This window comes from Halospina sp. K52047b, from assembly GCF_008709855.1.
GTDB lineage: Bacteria > Pseudomonadota > Gammaproteobacteria > Pseudomonadales > Oleiphilaceae > Halospina > Halospina utahensis_B.
Genome location: NZ_VYJH01000014.1, coordinates 1 through 19,173, shown reverse-complemented (window position 1 = coordinate 19,173; position 19,173 = coordinate 1). Strand labels below are relative to the sequence as shown.

The following is a 19,173-nucleotide window of genomic DNA, read 5'->3' as shown; positions in this document are numbered from 1 at the left end:
CGCCTCCGGGCTAGCCCCTGGTGTTGTAGCGCATGCGGGTGCCGTGGTTGAGCGACATCACGATCTCATCGGCGGCTATGGCTCGGGGGAAGAAGCAGCCTGAGATCTTGGTGTGGGCAATGCTGGCCCCTTCCATGGCGGTCTCGCTGAAATCAATGCCGCGCAGATCCGCTCCCCGGAAATAGGCGTGGCGTAGATCCAGATCCTTCGCATTGAGGCCGCGCAGGTCGAGACCGCGGAAATCGCCATAGGCGAAGCTCGGAAGCTTTTCCAGCTTGTCCCGGGCCTCATTGAAAGCTTGGATGTTTTCGTCGCGCAGCGCCTGATAGAGCGGGTCGTCGATACTGCGGGCCAGATCTTCTTCCATTGTTGTCCGTCCAGTGTTATCCGGGCTTCTGGCCCCAGTATAGTTGTTTGCCCGCTGGCTGCCACGTGCGTGGTGATCAGTGGCCGCGTGGTCCGGGGTCCAGGGCACGGATCAGTGCCTCCAGCGCACCCGGGGTGTGGGTGTGGACATGGATGGTGTGGCTGCGTTCGCTTTCACCGATGGGGTCCGCACTGCCCAGCTGCTGATCGAGGACCGCTTCGTCCGCTTCGGAAACCTCACCGCTGCGGCGGGCCCGTTCGCGGATGCGTTCACGCAGAACGGATTCCGGTGCCTCGCAGGCGATCAGTACGAAGGGAACACCCAGCGATTCCGCTACCTCCGCCAGGCCATCCCGCTCTTCCTGGTAAAGCGCCGCGGAGTCCACGATGACCGGGTAGCCGGTCGCCAGCGCGCGATGGGCCAACGCCTGGAGCCGCTGGTAGGTCTGGCGTGTGGCGTCCTGGGTGTAGATGCCGGCATCCTGCGCGGAGTTGCTGGATTCGGTTGGCCCGAGCCCGAAAAGGCGTTTGCGCTCCACATCGGAGCGCAGCCGGATCATGCTGAACTGTTCCGCCAGCGCGGAACTGAAACGCGACTTGCCGCTGGCGGAAAAGCCGGTGGTGGCTGCCAGCCAGGGCTGGGGGATCATGGAGTAGCGCTCGGCCAGCTCCGCGTAACGCCGGTACCGGTCCAGGTTCTGCTGTTCGGCCTCGCTGGAATCCGCGGGGCTGAGCAGTGCGATCTTGGCACGCACCATGGCCCGGTAGGCGCTGAACAGGCGCAGCAGTGGCAGGGCCTCATAGTCGCCGCTGTGTTCCAGGTAATGGTTGAGCACCCGGGCCGACCATGCGGGATGGCCGCGGCTTTCCAGGTCCATGAGCAGGAAGGCGAGGTCGTTGGCGGTGTCAATCCAGCGGAATTCGGGATTGAACTCAATGCAGTCGAAAACAGTGATCCGGCCCTGGAAGAGGGCGATGTTGCCCAGGTGCAGGTCGCCATGGCACTCACGGATCCGTCCGTCGGCCAGCCGCTGCTGCAGGCGTTCGCGCTGTTGCTCAAAGGTGTCACGGATCCATTCCAGCAGGGCCTGTGCCTGCTGGCGGTCGCCGGCCTCCTGCAGGTGCTCCAGGGCGGTGGTGACGTTGTCCACCATCGCGTCCCTGAGGTCATCGGTGTTGGCCATGGGGCTGTCCGGTGGCAGCGACGGGACTGAGTCGTGGAAGCTGGCGACGCGTTCAGCCAGCTCATCCAGCTGCCCCGGTGTCAGCTCGTTCCGCTCGCTCAGCCGGTCCAGGGTCTGTTCCGGGTCGAACTGGCGCATGCGCACCGCATAGTCGATGGGCGTGCCATCACCGTTGATCGCCGGTGACTCCGGGCTGCCCGTGATGGGGACGACCGCCTCGTAGACCGGTTCCGCCAGCCGCCGGTTGAGGCGCAGTTCCTCCTCGCAGTAATGCCGGCGGGCGCTGAGCTCGCGGAAGTCCAGGAACCCCAGATCAAGAGGCTTCTTGATCTTGTACACATAATCGCCGGTCAGCAGCACCCAGGAGATGTGCGTTTCGATCAGGCGGATATCACTGACCGGGTGGGGGTAGCACTCCGGGGTCTGTAAGGCACTGATCAGCCCTGATTCCATTCCACAGCTCCTGCACAGGTATTCAGAAACATCATAACGGGGACGTCATGTTTTGAACATGAAACCGCCCATGACGTGGCGTGTGAGAGCGCTATAATCGGCAGCCATGAGTAGAAAAGCAGGAAGAAAGCAGGAAAAGCGCCGCAGCAGAGGTTTTATCGGGCTGATCTGGCGACTGGGGCTGGTTGGGATTCTGATGCTGGTAGTCTGGACCATCTATCTGGATGTCCAGGTGACCTCCCGGTTCGAGGATCATCGCTGGGAAATTCCCTCTCGGGTCTATGCGCAGCCTCTTGAGCTCTACGCAGGGGCGCCGGTGGGGGCTGCAGCGCTGGCACAGGAGCTGGAGGCCCTGGGGTATCAGCCGGTTTCAGGTGCGCCGCGGGATGCCGGGCAGTTCCAGCGTCAGGGCGGACGCTTCCGGATCCGGACGCGCGGGTTCCACTTTCCGGATGGCAGGGAACCCGCCCGCAATCTGCGGGTGACGGCGGACAGCGGCACGATTACCGGGTTCGAGGCTCCCGGGGAGACGGCGCTTGCACGGCTGGAACCCCGCCGTATTGCCAGCATCTACCCCGGCCATGGTGAGGATCGTGTCCTGGTGCAGCTCGACGACCAGCCGGAGCTCTTCCGCGAGACCCTGCTGACGGTTGAGGATCGGGGCTTCCCGTCCCATTACGGGGTGGAGCCCACGGCCATCGCCCGTGCCTTCATCGCCAATCTGCAGGCCGGGCGGGTGGTGCAGGGTGGCAGTACCCTGACCCAGCAGCTGGTCAAGAACTTCTGGCTCTCCAGTGAGCAGACCTACTGGCGCAAGTTCAACGAAGCCATCATGGCGATTCTGCTGGAAGCCCGTTACTCCAAGGAGGCGATCCTGGAGGCCTACATGAATGAGGCCTACCTGGGGCAGTCCGGAACACGCGCCATTCACGGGTTTGGGTTGGCCAGCCGCTTTTACTTCGCGAAACCATTCAGTGAGCTGGAACTCCATGAGACGGCGCTGCTGGTGGGTATGGTGCGCGGTCCCGGCTACTACAATCCACGGACCCGGCCCGAGCAGGCCCGGGCCAGGCGTGACCTGGTGCTGGAGCTGCTGGCTGATCGGGGGCTGATCACCGAATCACGCGCGACCTCCCTCAAGAGGCGGACTCTGGATGTGGCGGCAGCGCCGGACGAGGATACCCACCGCTACCCCGCCTTCATGGACCTGGTGCGTGAACACCTTTCCCGGGATTACCGGGACGAGGATCTGGAAACCGCTGGCCTGCGCATTTTCACCACGCTGGATCCGCGGTTGCAGGCAACGGCTGAATCGAGAGCCAGCGGCATGATGGCTGCCCTGGAACAGGGGCAGGAAGCAGGGACCCTGGAGGGGGCCGTTGTGATCACCGGGCGTGAAAGCGGTGAAGTAGAGGCGCTGGTGGGCGGGCGCGACACGCGGTTCCCTGGCTTCAATCGGGCCATGAACGCCAGCCGGCCGATCGGCTCCCTGGTCAAGCCGGCAACCTATCTTACTGCCCTGGAAAAGCCGGCCCGCTATACTCTGATCTCGCCCCTGAAGGATGAGCGCTTCCGCCTGGAGTTTGATAACGGTGATACCTGGTCGCCAGCCAATTTCAGTGGTGAATCCCACGGTCAGGTACCACTGCACAGGGCCCTTTCCCACTCCTACAACCAGGCCAGTGTCCGGCTCGGGCTGAATCTCGGGGTGCCGGCCGTGACCGAAACCCTCCAGCGGCTGGGTATGGAGGATGAGCCGCCACAGTACCCCTCCCTGCTCCTGGGCAGCGTTGAGATGACACCGCTGGAAGTGGCGCGGATGTACCAGACCATCGCCTCCGGCGGGTTCCGGGTGCCACTGCGCAGCATCCGCAGTGTCACCACGCCGGAGGGCGAGGTGCTGTCCCGTTACGACCTGCGGATGGAGCAGGTGGTTGAACCAGGGCCGATGCACCTTCTGCACTACGCCATGCAGGAGGTGATGCGCGAGGGTACGGGCAGCTCGGTGTACAATCTCATCCCGGAACGGCTGCACACGGCCGGTAAAACGGGGACCACCAATGAAGGCCGGGACAGCTGGTTTGCTGGGTTCACCGGGGATCATCTCGGGGTGGTCTGGGTGGGTGGTGACGATTACGATGCCACCACGCTCACGGGCGGCTCGGGCGCGCTGCAGATCTGGGGCCGGATTATGGACGACAGCTCCACCAGGGCGTTTTCGCCGGTGGTGCCCGGCTCCGTGGACTACCACTGGGTGGACTCAAAGACCGGGGGGATTACGGCGAAGGGCTGTGACGGCGCAAGGCGGATTCCCTTCATACAGGGCTCGGAACCCCAGGAAGAGGTGCCCTGCAGCGACGGTATGGGCAATCGGATCCAGCGGTGGTTCCAGCAGATTTTCTGACGGAGGTAGACAGGATGACCATTCAACCCTGGATCCGGTGGGGCAGCATGGCTCTTGCGGTCCTGCTTCTGGCGGGCTGCAGCGTGCGGTTCCAGCCGCCGGAAGAAGACACCGGAACCGAGGTCGAGCCCATCGGTAAGCGGACGGAGGAGTCTGCTGAGGTGGAGGAACCGTCCGAGGATGAGCCGCCCAGTGTTGACCGCCAGCGTGAAAGTGGAGGCAGGGTTCCGGATGCGGCGCGCGGGCTGCTGGCCTCAGCGGATTCGGCTCTGGAGGCTGGTAATGATGGGCGGGCTCTGGACCTGATCCAGCGGGCGCAGCGTATCGCGCCGGATGCGGCGGCGGTCTATTACGCGCTGGGTCGGGTCTACCGGGAAAAAGGAAACCCGGCGCGTGCCGAACAGTTCGTGCTCAAGGGCATCAGCAAGGCGGGCAATGACCGGGCGCTCCGGCAGGAGGGCTGGTCGGAACTGGCAGCCATCCGCGCCCGCATGGGCGACCAGGCGGGCGCGGCGGATGCCAGGGAACGGGCCGGGCAGATGTAGCCCGGTCCGGTGCGGGTTACTGGCTGCCGTCGAAGTCTTCGGTCTGAGTTTCGTTGGCTGAGACCGTCACGTTGCGGGTGCCGGTGAAGGTCAGGTCGTTATCGGCATCTGGGTCGTCGGCGTCACAGGTGTAGCCGATGGTGTAATCGCCTTCGGTCAGGAACGCTGCCCGATAGCTCAGTTCGCCGCCACTTTCCGGCTGTTCCACGGCTGCCGTCATCAGCGGTTCTTTGTCGGTTTTGCTGTTGTAGTCGATAGGCTCCGCGTTCTGGCCTTCATAGACATAAACAGCCCCATTGAAGCTTGTGTTCTCGTTACATTGGTTGCTGATGACATTGCTGAATACAGTGCCTTCGATGGCGCCGACCTCGCTGTTGTCCACCAGCCGCAATGAGGGCCTCAGGAAGTATCCGTCCTGCCCCTGCGGGTCTGTAATGGCGGAACGCAGGTCAAAGTCGACTGTAAAATCCGCCGAGCCGCCCTGGGGGACAGTGAAACCGCTGGACAGCTGAAGCCCTCTTGCTGATTGCACGGCCAGGTCAGCGGTGCCTCCGTTGTCTTCTCTGACCACATACATGTCTGGAAATGTCTGGTTGTCCACAACATTGAGTCGGATCCACTCATACTCACCCGCAGGCACTTCCTCGTCGGCAATAAGGCTTGCCGCGTTGCCGCGCTGGAGGGTTAGCAGATCAATTGGTTGCTCGGCCAGCTGCTCCTCATTCAGTTCGATCTCGATCCGTTCGCCATTGCTGTGATTGAGGGTGATGCTGGTAAAGGAAATGTTCACTTCTTCCAGTGAGTCTACCGGCGCATCTGTAATGCCGAGTGAGAGAGAGCCGCTGTCGCCCCCCGAGGAGAACTGCTGAAACAGCCGGTGAGCCCTGTCGTGGAGGCTGCGAGAACGGCAATTGCCAGTGGTTTGAGTGCATTGGATGTCATGTTCTTCTCCCTTGTCGTGTGTGGCTGATCGCCAATGCCGTTATCGGCACCTGTACTCACCACGAATGGCATCCAGGGAAGGTTCCGGATATTGCGATTACAGAATGTTCAGAGGACGGGCGTCGTTTTCCATGGAGTCTGCTATAACTGACGTCACCGCTATCCAGGCAGGTTGTATCCGTTGTTTTTCAGTCGTTCCCAGGCACGAACCTTTGATCAGCTTGTAAAGCCACATCTGCGGGGTCTTTACCGGTTTGCCCATCGTCTTACCGGGAATCCTGCGGACGCCGAGGACCTGGTTCAGGATGTGATGCTCAAGCTGTATCCCCGGACGCGGGAGCTGGAAACGGTCCAGGATCTGAGGCCCTGGCTCAACCGGGTACTCTATCGTCAGTTCGTGGATCGGGACCGCAAGGGTAAGCGCCGCCAGGAACAGTCAGTGACGGATACCGGGGATATCGAGAACCATCAGGCCTTTCTGGACCGCTATCCCGGTGAGGGCCTGGGGCCACTGGCCGACATGGAGCGTGGGCGGGCGGGCCGTATGGTGCAGGAGGCACTGGCGGAACTGCCGCCGGACCAGCGCGCCCTTCTGATCATGTACGATGTCGAGGGGTGGGAGCAGCAGGCGATCGCGGAGGTTCTGGAGGTGGCTCCCGGCACCATCAAGTCACGGCTGCACCGGTGTCGCCAGAAACTGCGTGAACAACTGGCACGACGGATGGAACCTTAGGAGCACGCCCAGCGTGGTACTCCGTGGAGGATAGGATGATGGACTGTGAACAGTTGATTCCGCACATTGAGGGTTACTGCGACGGTCGTCTCGACGAGGCCGACCGGCGTGCTGTTGCCGCGCATCTTGCGGAGTGCAGCGACTGTGCGCGGAAAGTGAAGGCGGAACAGCGCTGGCGTGAGCTTCTGCGGGAGTCCCCGGTAAGTGAGCCGGGATCAGGGTTTGAAACCCGCATTCTGGAAGCCGTGCACGGAGGGGGTGACGCCCGGCGGCGCTGGAGCACACCGGTGGCGGGTGCGGCCATGGCGGCCTGCCTGGTGGTCGGACTTTTCCTGGGGACGTGGTTCATTCCCCGGGGTGGGGACTCCGGGCCGGAAACCGTCGTGGGGCCGGTTTCGGAGAATAATGTCCAGACCATGCGTCTGGCGTTTGACTCCGGTGAGGCGCTTGAGAACGTCAATCTGACCATAGAACTGCCACCCCACGCTGAGCTGGCCTCGTTCCCCGGTGAGCGCCGTATCAGCTGGGAGGTGGACCTGGACAAGGGCGAGAACCTGCTGGCGCTGCCGGTCAGGACCCTGTTTCCGGGGGAAGGCGAACTGGTGGCACGGATCCGTCATGGAGACCGTGAACGGGTCTTCCGCGCGCCGGTTACGAGTGGTGGTGAGGGTGGATGAGGTGATGGTATGAGAATCTGGCTGAGCCCATTGTTGCTGGTGGCACTGCTTGCGGCGCCCCAGGCCTGGGGGGAGACGGATCTGGACGTGACCATACGGATGGTACCCGAGGACGAACCGGTCTCCGAGGGCGTGGTGCGCCGGATCGAGTTGCCCGAGGGGGCAGCGGAGCGTGCGAAGGAACGGGCGCGTCAGGGGCGTGAGCGCGCCGGGGAGGCCGCCAGTAAGGGCCGTGACGCGCTGGAGCGTGCGCGAGAGCGGGCTCGCCAGGGACTGGAGCGGCGCCCCGGCGGGGGCGACCTCCCGGTTCCTGGGGGGGTGAAGGGCCCCGAAGTGAGTGGCCCGGGTGGGGGTGGTGCGCCCTCGTCTCCGGACCGGCCCGGCTCTGCCCCCTCTGAACGGGGTGGTCAACGCTGAAGAATCCCGCCGCAGCTGCTAGAGTTCCGGGGTCACTGGAGGAAGCCCGACCCCATGCAGCGCAAACTCGCCCATAATCCATCCGCCCTGTCGGTCCGACCCAGCGCTGTGTTGGCACTGGTGGTGCTGTTGGCTCTGATGCCCCTGCCGGTGGCGGCACAGGACACAGCCGCCCTGGTGGAGCAGGGGAAGACCGCGTTTGAAGACGGGGATTATGCCGGTGCGGCTTCCCTGTTCGAGCGGGCGCTGGCTGCGGGCGAGACCACCGAATCCCGGCTCTACAACCTCGCTGTGGCCCTGTTCCGGGCCGGCCGGCTGGATGAGGCCCGGGCGCGTTTTGAGCAGCTCCTGCCGATGACGGACAGCCCCGCACTGGTGCACTACAACCTGGGGCTTGTCGCCCTGGAGCAGGGTAGACCCGCTGGAGCCCGGGGCCACTTCTCGGACGCTCTGGTTCTGGATCGTGACGGGCGCATTGCCGCCCTGGCGGTGCAGCAGCTGGACCGCTTGGGCGTCGCCCCGCGGGCGGGCTCACGTGATGCGTGGCGCGCGCTCGTCCAGGCCGGGGGCGGCTATGAGGACAACCTCAATCTCGCCGGTGACCAACTCGTGGCATCCACCTCGGTATTCCAGGAGGCGTTTGCCTGGGGGCGGGCGCCACTCTGGCGCCGGGGCGCGCTCAGCCTGGCGGCGTCCGGTGTGGCCAGCGCCCGGCACTATTCCGGCTATGATGGGGCCGATCAGACGCTTGCAAGACCTGGGCTGGTGCTGGACTACCGTGGAACACCGGCTCTCAGTGTGGGTGCCGAGGCCGCCTCGGAATGGCAGTGGCTGGAGGCGGAGCGGGTCAGCCGGCGTGCGGACATTGCCCTTTATCTGGACTGGTCGCCCGGGCGTGGCCTGATGCAGCTGGAGGTGGGCGCCGCCTCGGTCGATGCTGGGGAAGACTTCCCGGAGCTGTCAGGCTCGGATCGCTTTTTCGAACTGGCGTACCGTCATCCGGTGGCGGACGGACTGGTTGTGGCAGCTGGCTATAGTTGGACGGAGGAAAACCGTGACGGGCTGGTTGCAGGTGACGATTTCTTCAGCGCCTCGCCCGTGCGGCACCGCCTCCGTGGCTCGATGGATTATGCGCTGTCGGCCCGCTGGTCGGTGTCAGCGGAGGCCGTTTGGCGCCTGTCCCGTTACCAGGAGGATGAGGTCCGTGGCGGCACCCGGACACTCCGGCGCCGGGAAGAGCGCTGGCGCCTGAGGCTGGGCTCCGAGTGGGAGGTCAGTCACAACTGGCACCTGACCCTGTCCGGCGAATGGGAGAGCAACCATGCGCGCCTGGAATCCCGGGATTACCGACGGACCGAGGTCCGGGTCGGGATCCGGCGCGCGTTCGGGCGCTGAAGCTCAGAGCTGCGCCATGGCGTTATCCGCCGCCTGCAGCGTGGCCTCAATGTCCGCCTCGGTGTGGGCGCCGGATACAAAGCCGGCTTCGAATGCCGCCGGGGCCAGGTAGACGCCCTGTTCCAGCATGGCGTGGAAGAAGCGGCCGAAGCGCTCGGTGTCGCAGTTGACCACGTGCTCGAAGCGGGTTACTTCCGGCTGGTCCGTGAAGAAGAGCCCGAACATGCCCCCGGCGCCCTGAACCTTCAGCGGAATGCCGTGCTTATCGGCAATTGCGGCAAAACCGTCCATCAGCTTCCGGGTACGCTGTTCCAGCTGATCGTGGAAGCCTGGCTGGGAGAGCCCTTCCAGAGTTGCGAGGCCCGCGCGCATGGCCAGCGGGTTACCGGAAAGCGTGCCTGCCTGGTAGACCGGCCCCAGCGGTGCCAGGTGACTCATGATGTCACGGCGCCCGCCGAGTGCGCCCACCGGCAGGCCACCGCCGATGATCTTGCCCAGCGCGGTCAGATCCGGAGTCACGCCGTAACGCTCCTGGGCACCGCCTGGCGCGACCCGGAAGCCGGACATCACCTCGTCGAAGATCAGCACGCTGCCGTGACGGTCGCAGATCTCGCGCAACCCTTCCAGGAAGCCAGCGACCGGCGGCACGCAGTTCATATTGCCGGCCACGGGTTCGACGATGATGCCTGCGATCTCGCTGCCGTACTCCTGGAAGATGGTCTCGACGCTTTCCAGATCGTTGAAGGTGGCAGTGAGGGTCTGTTCCGCGAGGGCCTTGGGGATGCCCGGCGAGTTGGGCTGGCCCAGAGTCAGCGCGCCTGAGCCGGCCTTCACCAGCAGCGAGTCCACATGGCCGTGGTAGTTGCCCTCGAATTTCAGGATGCGGTCACGGCCGGTATAGCCGCGCGCCAGCCGCACGGCGCTCATGGTGGCTTCGGTGCCGGAATTGGTCATGCGCACCATGTCCACTGAAGGCACCATCTCGCAGATCTTGCGGGCCATGGCGGTTTCCGTTGAGCTGGGTGCGCCATAGCCGGTGCCGTGGGTCAGCTGGTCCCGGATCGCCTCGATCACGGCGGGGGCGGCATGGCCGAGGATCATGGGACCCCAGCTGCCCACATAGTCGATGTAGCGCTTGTCATCCTCATCCCAGAGGTAGGCACCTTCTGCCTGTTTGAAGAAGATGGGCGTGCCGCCCACGCCCTTGAAGGCGCGCACCGGCGAGTTGACGCCGCCGGGGATGTATTGGCTCGCCTGCTCGAAAAGCGTATCCGACTGGCTCATGAAGAGGCTCCTGTTGCAAAAAGTTGGGTGAACTCACGGGCCGTTGCTTCGATGTCCTGCGTCGAGAACAGCCCGTGGATGACCGCGATCAGGTCCGCGCCTGCCCGGATCAGGCTGGGCGCATTATCCGTGGTTATGCCGCCGATGGCGACCCTGGGCAAGCCGAGGGCGCCTGCCTGACCGAGTACATCGGCGGAGGCGGACGGTGCCGAGCCCTTGGTGGCGGATGGGAAGAAACGCCCGAACGCGAGGTAGTCCGCGGATCCGGACGCCTGCTCCCGGGCCCGCTCCAGGTCGTCGTGACAGGTGACGCCGATGATGGCGCCAGGGCCCAGCTGCTCACGGGCTTCTTCCGGCGTTGAGTCCTCAAGGCCGAGATGGACGCCGTCGGCACCGATCTGCCGGGCCAGGGCGACGTCATCGTTCACGATCAGGGGACGCCCCCAACGCTGACAGGCCGCCAGAAGCTGCTCCGCGATGCTCCGGCGCAGCTCATCATCGGGGCGTTTGTCCCGGTACTGGACCATGACGGCGCCACCGGCCAGGGCCTGTTCAACAGCATCCACGATGCGGTCGTCCGGCAGCAGCTGGCTGTCGGTGATGGCGTAGAGTCCCTGCCCTGGCATCCGTTCAGTCATTGATCAGGCTCCTGTCCGGGACCGGCTGGCCCCGGCCGACACGCAGCGCACCCCGTATGGCACGCTCGGTGAAAATCTGGGCATGCTCAATGGCCTCGGGTAACGGCAATCCCTCGGCCAGGCCCGCGCTGATGGCCGCGGCGAGTGTGCAGCCGCTGCCATGGTATTCACCGCCCACCCGTTGCAGTTGCCATGACGAGGCGACCTGCTCCCTGCGGAAAAGCCGGTTCTCGATGGTTGGCCCGGTGCCGTGCCCGCCAGTGGCGAGAACGGCGCCGGCACCGTCATCAAGCAGTGCCTGGGCACTGGTGGTGACGTCGTCGCTGCCGCCCAGCTCCGCCAGTTCCGGGCCATTCGGGGTGATGACGGACGCCATGGGGAAGAGCTCCGAGCGCATGGCTGCCACCAGCTTCCCGTCCGCCAGCTCACCGCCACCGGCGGCTTTGATCACCGGGTCCACCACCAGAGGTAATGACCCCAGCTCGTCCAGGACCGTACGCAGCATGCTGACGATGCGGTGATCTCCCATGGCACCGGTCTTGATGGCGTGGATGGGGGAGTCAGCGGCCACTGAGCGGATCTGGCGTGCAATCAGGTCAGGGTCAACCGCTTCCGCACCGTGCACATTACAGGTGTCCTGCACGGTCAGGCAGCTCAGCACCGGCAGCGGGTGCGCTCCCATGGCGGTGATGGCCTGGATGTCGGCCTGGATGCCGGCTCCGCCGGACGGGTCCAGGCCCGAGATAACGAGTACCTGGGGGCGTGTATTGGGCATCAGAAGGGCCTCAGAACGGCGAGCAGAATAATGGCGACCAGAAGGAGGACCGGCGCCTCGTTGATCCAGCGGAAGAAGATGTGGCCCCTGGTGTTGCGGTCATCCCGGAAGAGCCGGACGAAATGCCCGCACCACAGGTGGTAGGCCACCAGCACCGCGATCAGCAGCAGCTTGATGTGCAGCCACCCCTGCTGCAGGTAGTACTCCGGGTTCAGGGCGATAAGCCAGGTGCCGAAGATCAGTGTGGCGATCATGGACGGGTTCATGATGCCGCGGTACAGCTTGCGCTCCATGGTCCGGAACCGTTCCCGGCCGGGTTCATCCTCGGTCATGGCGTGGTAAACGAAAAGGCGGGGCAGGTAGAAGATACCCGCGAACCAGGTGACCATGGCCATGAGATGGAACGCTTTGATCCAGAGCACAGGAACTCCTTAACCGACTGAATGATTCAGGCATGGTACAATGCTCTGTTACGGGCGCCAACGAGCGGAACCAGTACAGAGGAGGCAGAACGTGATCACAGTGGGCATTGTCGGGGGTACCGGCTATACAGGCGTGGAGCTGCTGAGGCTGCTGGCGCTGCATCCGGGTGTGGAGGTGGCGCTGATCACCTCGCGCTCGGAGGCCGGGCGTCCGGTGGCGGAACTCTTTCCGAGCCTGCGTGGCCACTGTGATCTGGCCTTTGAGGATCCGGATGATGAGCGTCTGGCTGAGTGCGACCTGGTGTTCTTCGCCACGCCCAATGCGGTAGCGATGGACAGTGTGGGGCACCTGCTGGAGCAGGGCGTGAAGGTTGTGGACCTGTCCGCCGATTTCCGGCTGCAGGAGCGCGAGGTCTGGGAACACTGGTATGGCACTACCCATACCGCGCCGGATCTCATCCGCGAAGCGGTGTATGGCCTGCCGGAGATCAACCGGGAGCAGATCCGGGGGGCGCGCCTCGTGGCCAATCCCGGCTGTTATGCCACGACCATCCAGCTGGGCTTCCTGCCGATGATCGAGGCGGGCGTGGTGGATCCGTCACGGCTGATCGCGGATGGCAAGTCCGGTGCCAGCGGTGGTGGCCGGCAGGCCCGCATGGGCATGCTGCTGGGCGAGGCCGGGGAGAGCTTCCGGGCCTATGCGGCCTCGGGCCACCGGCACGGACCGGAGATTGAGCAGGGGCTGCGAATGATGCAGGCGCGCTCGGCGCCTCAGGTTACCTTTGTACCCCATCTGGTGCCCATGGTCCGTGGCATTGAGGCTACGCTCTATGCGGAGATCACAGATGAGGCGGCGGACTTTCAGGCCATCTACGAGAACCGCTTCCGCGATGAGCCCTTTGTGGACGTGATGCCCTGGGGTTCGTTGCCCGAGACGCGCTCAGTGCGTGGTGAGAATACCTGCCGGATGGCTTTGCACCGCCAACCGGGCCAGAACCGGATCATTGTCAGCTCGGTCACGGACAACCTGGTCAAGGGTGCTGCCGGGCAGGCGATCCAGAACATGAACCTGATGTGTGGTTTTGATGAACGCGAAGGGCTGAAGGCGCCCGCGCTTCTGCCCTGAGGACCAATCCCATGGCACGCTCCGATTCTTCGGAAGAACTGGTACTGGTTCGCCAGCGGCGCGGTGAGCGCCTGCGGCGGCTGACGATTCTGCTGGTGTTTTCGGTCACCTCAGGGGTCGCGGGCTTTATGCTTGGGAGTCACCAGTACTGGGCTCGCTTCCAGGCAGCGGAGGAGGGCTTTGAAACGGTGCGCGAGGAGCGTGCCCGGCTTCAGGAAAAGGTTACCGAGTACCGTCGGGAGCTGTTGCGGGTGGAGCGAGATCAGGAAGTGGACCGCCACAGTCTGCGTGAAGCCCAGGACACGATCCGCGAACTGGAGCAGGCTCTTCAGGAGCACAAGTCCGAGATCAGTTTCTATAAGAGCATCATGGCGCCTGAGGATCTTGAAACCGGACTCCAGGTGTTCCGCATGGATCTGGATCCCACCAGCAATCCAGACCGTTGGCGCTACAATCTTGTGCTCAGCCAGATCGGCGACAATAACCGGTTTGTGTCAGGCCATGTGAAAGTCCATCTTGTGGGCTATGTTGGAGAGGAACGGCAGCGGCTTCCGCTGCACAGGATTTCGGACTCACGCGAGGATAACGACATCGAGTTCCGGTTCCGCTATTTCCAGTCAGTGGATGGGGATATGACGATTCCCGAAGGGTTTGAACCCCATTCCATCCAGGTTGCAGCGGTTACGGACAACGGTCGTGAAACATCCGAGCGTGAATTTTTCTGGAAGGACAAAACAGGGGGCGAGGCGGATGTTTCGCAAGTCCAGGACGATCAATAAAGGTTCGGGTCAGTACGACACACTGGTTTCGAACAAGATGTCCATAACCGGGGATGTGCATTTCTCCGGCGGTCTGCATATCGATGGGCGTGTTGAGGGTACGGTCTACGCCGAGGAAGGTTCGGATGCGGTGCTTCGCATCAGTGACGTTGGCGAGGTGGTCGGCGATGTCTATGCACCGCACATCATCATCAACGGTACGGTGCATGGCAATGTCTATTCCTCGGAGGATCTTGAACTGGCTTCCAAGGCCTCCATCCATGGCAACGTGTATTACCATCTGATTGAGATGGCCATGGGGGCGGCGGTTAATGGCAGCCTGCTGCATCAGCGTGAGGGTGGCCTTCCGGGTGGCTCCAGGACGCTGCCCTCGGGGCATCGCGAGCAGCAGCAGGAGAGCGGTGCCAGGGCGGCGAGCCCCGCTGCGGGAGATGATGAGGCCCGGAATGAAGAGCCGGGGGAAGGCAGCTCAACGAGCTCCCTGGAGAGGGCGTCGAGCGTCTGACCCGGGGTGGCGCAATCAGGCTTGTCAGGCCGGTACTCTGGTTCACATAATGGTCTGACTTGAATGGAACAGCAGTTGGGAGTGATCGCATGGGCGTGGTTCAGGAACAGGCGGCAATACCGGTGTTTTTCACCGAATCAGCCGTTGCACGTGTGCGTGAGCTGATTACCGAGGAAGGTAATCCCGATCTCAAGCTGCGCGTGTTCATTACGGGCGGTGGTTGCTCCGGCTTCCAGTACGGCTTCACCTTCGATGAGAATCAGGCGGACGATGATGCGGCAGTTGAGCGCGATGGCGTGACCCTGCTTGTGGATCCGTTGAGCTACCAGTATCTGGTGGGTGCTACCGTTGATTATGAAGAGGATCTGATGGGCGCCCAGTTCCGGGTTCAGAACCCGAATGCCACCAGTACCTGCGGCTGCGGGTCTTCATTCAGCATCTGAGGTTCCGGCCCCGCCGGGCCAAACCCCACCAAGTACTCTTGGCCCCGACGCACCGGTAACCGAAGGCAGGTTGCCGGGGGCGTTATTGAGTCTCTGGCGTGCCAGCCACGCGAAAGCCGCTCCCTCCACACTCTGTGGATCCAGCCCCAGGGCGGTCGTGGAATCCACCGACGCCTCCGGAAGCAGGCTGGCAATACGCTCCGCCAGAAGCGGGTTGAAAGCGCCGCCTCCCGCCAGGAAGACCTCTTCCGCGCCCATGGCGTTGATGTCCCGGGTGACCGTCACAGCGGTCAGTTCCAAAAGCGTTCTCTGAACATCCTCTGGCTTTGGTGTATCGGGCAGAGCTCTCAGGTGAGCCTCCAGCCAGTCTTCATTGAAATGTTCCCGGCCGGTGCTTTTGGGCGGTTGTCTGGAGAAATAGGTGTCGCTCAGGAATGTTCTAAGAAGCGGCTCGCAGACGGTTCCGGAGGCCGCCCATTCGCCGTTGTGATCGAAAGAGTGCCCCTGGTGGCGTTTGCACCACAGGTCCATCAAGCGGTTGGCCGGGCCTGTATCGTGGCCCTGGGGTGGCCTGTGGTCGCCCGGGATCAGGGTGATATTGGCGATTCCTCCCAGGTTGATCAGGCAACGCATCCGACCGGGGGCGCTGAACAGCCAGGTGTGGAATGCGGGTGCAAGCGGGGCTCCCTGGCCGCCAGCGGCAATGTCGCGCCTGCGGAAGTCGCCTATGGTGGTGATGCCGGTGCCTTCGGCAATGCGGTTGGGATCCGCGATCTGCAGGCTGAAGGGAGAGGGCGGTTCTGCGCAGTGCTGGACTGTCTGGCCATGGCTGCCGATGGCCGTGACGTGTTCCGGCCTCAGGCCGGCTTTTTCAGTGACGGCAAGGGCCGCGTGGGCAAAAGCATCCCCCAGCCGGGTATCCGCTTCACCCAGAAGTGATGGCGTCCCCTGATTGGCGGCGAGTTCTTCCAGCTGGGCCTGAAGATTGTCCGGATAGCTGTGGCTGGTGTGCCAGCTGGTTTCAATGCCCTCGGGGCCAAACCCGACCAGAACCGCATCGATCCCGTCCATGCTGGTGCCGGACATGAGACCGATGTACCAGTCAGGCTGGCCTGCCATTCACTCCTCGGCCAGGGCGATCTGGAAGGAGTTGTCCTCCTCGGAGAGGCGGGCAAGGCGCGGGTTGGTCTGGGCCCGGAACTGGGCCATCTGGTCCTCCGGAATAGGCTCTGCGTCCGGCAGGCTGACATGCAGCGGGTTCCGGGGGCGGCCACTGACCCTGTATTCATAGTGCAGGTGCGGCCCGGTCGCCAGTCCGCTCATGCCGACGTAGGCGATCACGTCGCCCTGCTGGACGGTTTCACCCCGACGAAGTCCTCTCCTGTAGCTGCGCAGGTGGCTGTAGACGGTGGAAACCTCATTGCCGTGATCAATACGGACGGTTTTGCCATAGCCGCCATCCCGCCCCACATAGGTGATCCGACCGTCGCCGGAGGCTTTAACGGGGGTGCCCGGTGAGGCCGCGAAATCCGTGCCTTCGTGAGGCCGGACCCGGTTGAGGATGGGGTGGCGGCGGTTCATGTCGAAGTGGGAGGAGACCCGCTGGTATTGAAGCGGGGTGCGCAGGAAAGCCTTGCGCAGGCTTTCACCTTCCGGTGTGTAGTAGTCGCTGTTGCCGTTCGCATCCGTGTAGAGGGCTGCGGAATAGGTCTTTCCCTTGTTGGTGAAGGTGGCGGCCAGAATTCGCCCGTGGCCGATCATTTCTCCATCGAGATACTGTTTTTCATACAGAACTCCAAAGCGATCACCCTTGCGAAGGTCCCGGGAGAAATCGATGCGCCACCCGAAGATGCGCGAGAGCTTGTTGCGGACCTTGGTGCCCAGCCCGGCGCGATTCGCAGCAAGGATATAGGAAGTCTGGATATCGCCGGTGGCATAGGCCAGCTCCACTCTGGGTTCACGCATTTCCTCGTGAGTGTGGAAGCTCTCGTCCTGGCGCACCGCCTTGAGCTTGGTGGTGCGGCTGTTGTGCAGGACCACCATGGAGAGTTTGCCGTCATCATCAAAGCCGAATTCGATTTCCCGGCCGGCACGCAGGCGCGACAATTCATCCGGCTTCCCTTCACCATTCAGGATGCGGTACATCTCCTGGTGACTCACGTCAGCATCGGTGAAAAGGGATGACAGAGAGTCGCCCCTCTCGATGGTGAAGCGCCGCCACTCCAGCTCGTTCTCATGGATGTTCTCGTCGCGGGGTTCCGGTTGGGTGGCGGACGTCTGGGCTTGAGGGACGGCTGCCAGATTGATGCCGAGAAGGCTCTGGAGATCCGGTGCGTCGGCGTATGCCAGTGTCCGCGCGGGCGATACCATGCCGGCCTGTGAATACTGTTGTGTTGAGGTCTGGCTGTCCTGTGGAACGGGAGAGACAGGCGCCACGTTAAAAGCCTTTGTGGTCTGGCTCTGGTTGCTGCCCGGACTTACCAGCAGGGTGACACCAACCAGTGCGGTAATACCGGCAAGCGCGGCGATATGGGTTCCCGGGAATTGTCTGAGCACGGTTATACCCTGTTGTTTCAGTGTTGGAGCAAACTTTTCGGGCAAGTTCGCAGAATTACTCGAAGTATAATGAAAACAGCAGTGGGCGCAAAAAAACGATTGCCTTTATTGTGCGGTGCAACGCGCTCTGTGGTTTCCTGTTACAATTGCTTCCTTTGCAAGTGCCTGCGACACAAAGTGAATTTGGCGGGATTACCGCCGTGTTAATGGCTTATGAAAATTGTCAGTGTGTGTAGCGGGCAGCCCTGCTGGAACAGATCGGAGTAGACAAGTATCCATGACGAACATTGATGACGCCATCGCCCAGATCCACCGGGGTGTGGATGAGCTGATCCCCGAGGAAGACCTGGCTGCCAAGCTGCGCAGTGGACGTAGACTGCGGATCAAGGCCGGGTTTGATCCCACGGCGCCCGATTTGCACCTGGGCCACACTGTGCTCCTGAACAAGCTGCGCCAGTTCCAGGAGCTGGGCCATGAGGTCATCTTTCTGATCGGGGACTTCACCGGCATGATCGGCGATCCCAGCGGGAAGAGTGCCACGCGCCCGCCTCTCTCAGAAGAAGAGGTGGCTGCAAACGCGGAGACCTATAAGGAGCAGGTTTTCCGGGTACTTGACGCAGAAAAGACGCGGGTTGTGTTCAACTCCACCTGGATGAATGAGATGGGCGCGGCGGACATGATCCGGCTGGCAAGCCAGTACACAGTGGCCCGCATGCTTGAGCGTGATGATTTCCACAAGCGCTACCAGGCCAATGAGTCCATTGCCATCCATGAGTTCCTCTATCCGCTGGTCCAGGGGTATGACTCTGTGGCGCTGGAGGCGGACGTGGAGCTTGGCGGCACCGACCAGAAGTTCAACCTGCTCATGGGGCGGCATCTACAGCGCCACTACGACCAGGAGCCTCAGGTGGTGCTGACCATGCCGATCCTTGAAGGGCTGGACGGGGTTCAGAAGATGTCCAAGTCCCTGGGGAACTACGTGGGGATCACGGATGCCCCGGGGCAGATGTACAGCCGGCTGCTTTCGGTTCCTGATGAGCTTGTATGGCGCTACTTCGAACTGCTGACGCTCAAGCCCATGGATGAGGTTGAGGCACTGCGCCGACAGGTGGAAGAGGAAGGGCTCAATCCACAGGAGGCCAAGAAGGCGCTGGCGCACTGGCTGATCAGTCGCTATCACGGCCAAGAGGCGGCTGAGAATGCCCATCGCTCCGCGGGGAACAGAGTGGAGCTCGGTGAGATTCCCGAAAATGTTCCCGAGGTGACCGTGGATGCAGGTGGGGAGGCTGAACTCTTTGTGGTCAGTCTGCTTAAGCAGGCGGGGCTGGCCCAGGGAGGTGCTGCCAAGGATGTGGTGAAGCAGGGGGCTGTCTATGTGGACGGCGAGCCCCTTGGCGATCGACAGTCGCTGCCGGCGGGGCAGTCATACGTGATCCAGGCGGGTCGGAAGAAGATTGCGCGGGTCCATGTCCAGTGAGTGGATGCCCGATGACATCATTCTGAAATCTCCTGTTGACGACACCCTGTGC

The 19,173-nt window shown here is 63.0% G+C and carries 20 protein-coding genes; 11 read left to right on the top strand and 9 right to left on the bottom strand.

The window, feature by feature from the left end; all coding sequences use genetic code 11:
• Nucleotides 1-10: 10 nt before the first annotated feature.
• Entirely contained in the window at nt 11-367 is a 357-nt protein-coding gene (locus F3089_RS14220) for a pentapeptide repeat-containing protein (protein WP_151441449.1), read from the bottom strand.
• A gap of 76 nt (nt 368-443) precedes the next feature.
• Entirely contained in the window at nt 444-2,003 is a 1,560-nt protein-coding gene (locus F3089_RS14215; RefSeq protein WP_151441448.1) for a bifunctional aminoglycoside phosphotransferase/ATP-binding protein, read from the bottom strand.
• 106 nt (nt 2,004-2,109) lie between these two features.
• Between F3089_RS14215 and mrcB the strand changes: the two genes are divergently transcribed.
• Both mrcB and F3089_RS14205 read left to right on the top strand, forming a co-directional pair.
• Nucleotides 2,110-4,407, top strand: a complete 2,298-nt coding sequence (gene mrcB / locus F3089_RS14210) for a penicillin-binding protein 1B (RefSeq protein WP_151441447.1) — start codon at nt 2,110-2,112, stop codon at nt 4,405-4,407.
• 14 nt (nt 4,408-4,421) lie between these two features.
• Nucleotides 4,422-4,952: a tetratricopeptide repeat protein gene (locus tag F3089_RS14205; protein WP_095618618.1), complete on the top strand. Its 531-nt coding sequence runs from the start codon at nt 4,422-4,424 to the stop codon at nt 4,950-4,952.
• A gap of 16 nt (nt 4,953-4,968) precedes the next feature.
• Here the strand turns inward: F3089_RS14205 and F3089_RS14200 are convergent, their stop codons facing one another.
• On the bottom strand, nt 4,969-5,826 hold the full coding sequence (locus tag F3089_RS14200; RefSeq protein ID WP_225741778.1) for a DUF4382 domain-containing protein: 858 nt from the start codon (nt 5,824-5,826) through the stop codon (nt 4,969-4,971).
• Between the two features lie 249 nt (nt 5,827-6,075).
• Between F3089_RS14200 and F3089_RS14195 the strand changes: the two genes are divergently transcribed.
• Genes F3089_RS14195 through F3089_RS14180 form a run of 4 tightly spaced genes read left to right on the top strand, consistent with a single transcriptional unit; the run spans nt 6,076 to nt 9,116 of the window.
• Complete coding sequence (locus F3089_RS14195) at nt 6,076-6,627, top strand: RNA polymerase sigma factor (RefSeq protein ID WP_225741775.1); 552 nt, start codon at nt 6,076-6,078, stop codon at nt 6,625-6,627.
• Between the two features lie 35 nt (nt 6,628-6,662).
• Nucleotides 6,663-7,304 (top strand): anti-sigma factor family protein, encoded by a 642-nt coding sequence (locus F3089_RS14190; RefSeq protein WP_151441444.1) that lies wholly within the window; start codon nt 6,663-6,665, stop codon nt 7,302-7,304.
• A gap of 9 nt (nt 7,305-7,313) precedes the next feature.
• On the top strand, nt 7,314-7,721 hold the full coding sequence (locus F3089_RS14185) for a DUF1631 domain-containing protein (protein ID WP_151441443.1): 408 nt from the start codon (nt 7,314-7,316) through the stop codon (nt 7,719-7,721).
• 54 nt (nt 7,722-7,775) lie between these two features.
• The gene (locus F3089_RS14180; protein ID WP_151441442.1) at nt 7,776-9,116 is read left to right on the top strand and encodes a tetratricopeptide repeat protein; all 1,341 of its coding nucleotides are present in this window, start codon (nt 7,776-7,778) and stop codon (nt 9,114-9,116) included.
• A 3-nt stretch (nt 9,117-9,119) separates the two neighbouring features.
• On the opposite strand, the gene hemL is transcribed toward F3089_RS14180, so the two are convergent.
• Genes hemL through hemJ form a run of 4 tightly spaced genes read right to left on the bottom strand, consistent with a single transcriptional unit; the run spans nt 9,120 to nt 12,235 of the window.
• Nucleotides 9,120-10,400, bottom strand: coding sequence for a glutamate-1-semialdehyde 2,1-aminomutase (gene hemL, locus F3089_RS14175; RefSeq protein ID WP_151441441.1), 1,281 nt, complete (start codon nt 10,398-10,400; stop codon nt 9,120-9,122).
• Entirely contained in the window at nt 10,397-11,038 is a 642-nt protein-coding gene (gene thiE / locus F3089_RS14170; protein ID WP_151441440.1) for a thiamine phosphate synthase, read from the bottom strand. Before thiE ends, hemL begins: the two co-directional genes overlap by 4 nt.
• A complete protein-coding gene (thiD, locus tag F3089_RS14165) occupies nt 11,031-11,813 on the bottom strand; it encodes a bifunctional hydroxymethylpyrimidine kinase/phosphomethylpyrimidine kinase (protein WP_151441439.1) in 783 nt (260 codons plus the stop codon). Before thiD ends, thiE begins: the two co-directional genes overlap by 8 nt.
• The gene (gene hemJ / locus F3089_RS14160; protein WP_151441438.1) at nt 11,813-12,235 is read right to left on the bottom strand and encodes a protoporphyrinogen oxidase HemJ; all 423 of its coding nucleotides are present in this window, start codon (nt 12,233-12,235) and stop codon (nt 11,813-11,815) included. Before hemJ ends, thiD begins: the two co-directional genes overlap by 1 nt.
• 91 nt (nt 12,236-12,326) lie before the next feature.
• Between hemJ and argC the strand changes: the two genes are divergently transcribed.
• From argC to erpA, 4 genes are all read left to right on the top strand, one after another.
• Nucleotides 12,327-13,361: an N-acetyl-gamma-glutamyl-phosphate reductase gene (gene argC, locus F3089_RS14155; RefSeq protein WP_151441437.1), complete on the top strand. Its 1,035-nt coding sequence runs from the start codon at nt 12,327-12,329 to the stop codon at nt 13,359-13,361.
• Between the two features lie 11 nt (nt 13,362-13,372).
• Nucleotides 13,373-14,140 (top strand): DUF6776 family protein, encoded by a 768-nt coding sequence (locus F3089_RS14150; RefSeq protein WP_151441436.1) that lies wholly within the window; start codon nt 13,373-13,375, stop codon nt 14,138-14,140.
• Nucleotides 14,112-14,645 (top strand): bactofilin family protein, encoded by a 534-nt coding sequence (locus F3089_RS14145; RefSeq protein ID WP_151441435.1) that lies wholly within the window; start codon nt 14,112-14,114, stop codon nt 14,643-14,645. Before F3089_RS14150 ends, F3089_RS14145 begins: the two co-directional genes overlap by 29 nt.
• Before the next feature lie 89 nt (nt 14,646-14,734).
• Nucleotides 14,735-15,088, top strand: coding sequence for an iron-sulfur cluster insertion protein ErpA (erpA, locus tag F3089_RS14140; RefSeq protein WP_095618630.1), 354 nt, complete (start codon nt 14,735-14,737; stop codon nt 15,086-15,088).
• On the opposite strand, the gene F3089_RS14135 is transcribed toward erpA, so the two are convergent.
• A complete protein-coding gene (locus tag F3089_RS14135) occupies nt 15,074-16,207 on the bottom strand; it encodes an anhydro-N-acetylmuramic acid kinase (RefSeq protein ID WP_151441434.1) in 1,134 nt (377 codons plus the stop codon). The genes erpA and F3089_RS14135 overlap by 15 nt on opposite strands.
• Nucleotides 16,208-17,644 (bottom strand): peptidoglycan DD-metalloendopeptidase family protein, encoded by a 1,437-nt coding sequence (locus F3089_RS14130; RefSeq protein ID WP_151441433.1) that lies wholly within the window; start codon nt 17,642-17,644, stop codon nt 16,208-16,210.
• A gap of 277 nt (nt 17,645-17,921) precedes the next feature.
• On the opposite strand from F3089_RS14130, the gene tyrS reads away from it, so the two are divergent.
• Complete coding sequence (gene tyrS, locus F3089_RS14125; RefSeq protein ID WP_151441432.1) at nt 17,922-19,121, top strand: tyrosine--tRNA ligase; 1,200 nt, start codon at nt 17,922-17,924, stop codon at nt 19,119-19,121.
• Nucleotides 19,122-19,173: the final 52 nt, after the last annotated feature.